Source organism: Streptomyces phytophilus, from assembly GCF_013870535.1.
Classification (GTDB): domain Bacteria; phylum Actinomycetota; class Actinomycetes; order Streptomycetales; family Streptomycetaceae; genus Streptomyces; species Streptomyces phytophilus.
This window is the reverse complement of the sequence record NZ_JACBXC010000794.1, coordinates 1-2,861: the sequence shown is the minus strand read 5'-3', so window position 1 is coordinate 2,861 and position 2,861 is coordinate 1. Positions and strand designations below refer to the sequence as shown.

Below are 2,861 nucleotides of genomic sequence, written 5' to 3'. Positions count from 1 at the left end.
GCAGGCGTCACCACCTACCTCGAAGCCGGACCCGACACCACCCTCACCACCCTCACCCAACAAACCCTCACCACCGCCGAGGGCAGCGGCACCGGCACCCTCGCGTTCTGCTCCACCCTCCAGCCCAAGGCCCCCGAACCCCACGCCCTCACCGCCGCGCTCGCCCGCCTCCACACCGCGGGCCACCTCCCCCACCCCGCACCCCACCCTCCGCACGGCCGCCCCATCCCCCTTCCCACCTATCCCTTCCAACACCGGACCTACTGGCTGGAGGACGGCATGACCGTCAAAGAGACGACCCCGGATCCCCGGTCCCCGCAGCCCGAGCGCTCCCAGGAGGACGCCGCGGCCCTGGCCTCCGCGCGGCGGGGGCTCAGGTCCCGGCTGGAGGGCCTGACCGAGAGCGAGCAGAACGAGGCGCTCGTGCAGCTGATCGTCGCCGAGGCGGAGGCGGCCCGGCGCGAGCAGGCCCCGGACGAGCTGTTCGAGGACGAACTCGGCGAGGACAGCCCGTTCTTCGAGTTGGGCTTCAACTCCCTCTCGGCCGTCGAGCTGCGCAACCGCCTGGTCGACGCCACCGGCCTGGCGCTCGATCCGATGCTGCTCTTCGACTACCCGACGCCCGCGTACATCGCCGAACACGTGCTCAAGCAACTCGCGGCCGCGGACGCGTGACCCGCGTCGCGCCGTACCCCTCAGACAGGAAGGCAGGACCAGGTCCCATGTTCAGCACCGAGCGCTACCTGGCGCGGATCGGATACACCGGCTCCACCGAGCCCAGCGTCGAGAACCTGCGGAAGATCCAGAAAGGGCATCTGGTCTCCATCCCGTTCGACAACTCGCTCAACGCGGACGCGAAGCGCGGCGTCGACGTGCTCGAAGACGTCGAGATCGACGACGACGCCGTGTTCGACGCGATCGTCGAAGGCGGCCGCGGCGGGGTGTGCTACGAGCTGAACGGGCTCATGCGGCGCCTGCTCACCGAGCTGGGGTACGACGCGCGGATCCTGTCCGGCGCGGTGCTCCAGGTGAACGGCAGCTTCGGCCCGGACTTCGAGCACATCTTCAACTGCGTGCTGCTCGACGGCGACCACTACCTCGTGGACGTCGGGCTGGCCGGGCCGACGTTCCTGGAGCCGCTGAAGGTCACGGACGAGGTCCAGACGCAGTACGGCGTCGACTACCGCATCCTCTTCCAGGAGGACGGCTACCACCTCGTGCAGCGCCGGCCGCAGGGGGCGGACTGGAGCCCGCTGTTCAAGTTCCTCCTGGAGTACCGGGACCTGGCCGACTGGTCGGGGCTGGTCGAGAGGCTCGCGGACTTCCCGCTGGAGGAGGTGCTCCTCGGCACCCGGGTGCACAGCCGGGCGTTCGAGAACGGGCAGATGGTGCTCATCGGCAAGCGGTACGTGCGGGTGGAGGACGGCAAGGAAGAGGTACGTGTCCTCGCCAGGCCGGCGGCCTTCGAGGAGGTCGTCGACCTCGTGCTCAACGGACGGGGCTGACCGTGGCGGAGCACAGCGACGTACTGATCGTCGGGTACGGGCCCGTGGGGCAGGTGCTCGCGCTGCTGCTCGCGGAGCGCGGCCGGCGGGTGACCGCGGTGGAGCGGTGGCCGCAGGCGTACCCCATGCCGCGGGCCGTGGCGTTCGACGGCGAGGGGGCCCGGATCCTGTCCGTCGCGGGAGTGAGCGAGCCGATCGGGAAGATCGGCGAGCCGTCGGGCGAGTACTTCTGGAAGAACGCGGCCGACGAGGTGCTGCTGCACGACCCGCAGGGTACGGACGTGCGCGTCGTGGACGCCGCGACCGCCTCGGAGCAGATCTGGGGCGAGGCGGGCGCCAGCGACTGCACGCTCGTGGTGCAGACGTCCCTGGAGGCCACCGCGGCGGCCGCGCGCGAACTGGTCGCCGCGGGACGCAAGCCGGACACCCCGATGACGGTCACGCTCGCGGGCACGACGACGCGGCAGCGGACGTTCAGCGCCACGCTCGGCAGCGTCGCGCAGGTGCTGAAGTCGGCGAAGGTGCTGCCGTCGCCGGACGCCGGGCAGGCGGTCATAGCCGTCGTCGGCGAGCAGAGCGCGCCGGCCCGCCGCGAGCAGCTGGCCTGGTTCGAGTCCAAGCCGCTCTTCGGCTGGCACGTGCTCGTGCCGCGGACGAAGGAGCAGGCGGCGTCGCTGTCCGAGCAACTGCGCTCGTACGGTGCCGTGCCGCACGAGGTGCCGACCATCGCCGTCGAGCCGCCGCGTACTCCGCAGCAGATGGAGCGGGCGGTCAAGGGCCTGGTCACCGGGCGGTACGAGTGGATCGCCTTCACCTCCGTCAACGCCGTCAAGGCGGTGCGGGAGAAGTTCGAGGAGTACGGGCTCGACGCCCGCGCGTTCGCCGGGATCAAGGTCGCCGCGGTCGGCGAGCAGACGGCGGCGGCGCTGGTGGAGTTCGGCGTACGCCCCGACCTGCAGCCCAGCGGCGAGCAGTCCTCGCACGGGCTGCTGGAGGACTGGCCGCCGTACGACCCGGTCTTCGACCCGATCGACCGGGTGTTCCTGCCGCGCGCGGACATCGCCACTGAGACGCTGGTGGCCGGTCTCAAGGACCTGGGCTGGGAGGTCGACGACATCACCGCGTACCGCACGGTGCGCGCGTCGCCGCCGCCGGCCGAGACCCGCGAGGCGATCAAGGGCGGCGGGTTCGACGCCGTGCTGTTCACGTCGTCCTCGACGGTGCGGAACCTCGTCGGCATCGCCGGCAAGCCGCACAACGTCACGGTCATCGCCTGTATCGGGCCGGCCACGGCGAAGACCGCGGAGGAGCACGGGCTGCGCGTCGACGTCATGGCGCCGGAGCCGTCCGTGCACC

General features: G+C 71.4%; 2 protein-coding genes and 1 pseudogene. All 3 read left to right on the top strand.

Translation table 11 applies throughout. The features are described 5' to 3' along the window. Nucleotides 1-675 (top strand): acyl carrier protein (locus tag H5J30_RS25365; RefSeq protein WP_258563531.1); only part of this gene is annotated, 675 nt, incomplete at its 5' end. Between the two features lie 47 nt (nt 676-722). Then, nucleotides 723-1,505 carry an arylamine N-acetyltransferase family protein gene (locus tag H5J30_RS25360; RefSeq protein ID WP_181789671.1) on the top strand — a complete coding sequence of 261 codons (783 nt, stop codon included), beginning with the start codon at nt 723-725 and terminating at the stop codon, nt 1,503-1,505. A 74-nt stretch (nt 1,506-1,579) separates the two neighbouring features. Beyond that, nucleotides 1,580-2,861, top strand: a pseudogene (locus H5J30_RS25355) (uroporphyrinogen-III synthase); the annotation flags it as partial.

Coding starts and splice junctions, on each gene's coding strand:
- H5J30_RS25360 (WP_181789671.1), top strand. CDS start 723: ATGTTCAGCACCGAGCGCTACCTGGCGCGGATCGGATACACCGGCTCC.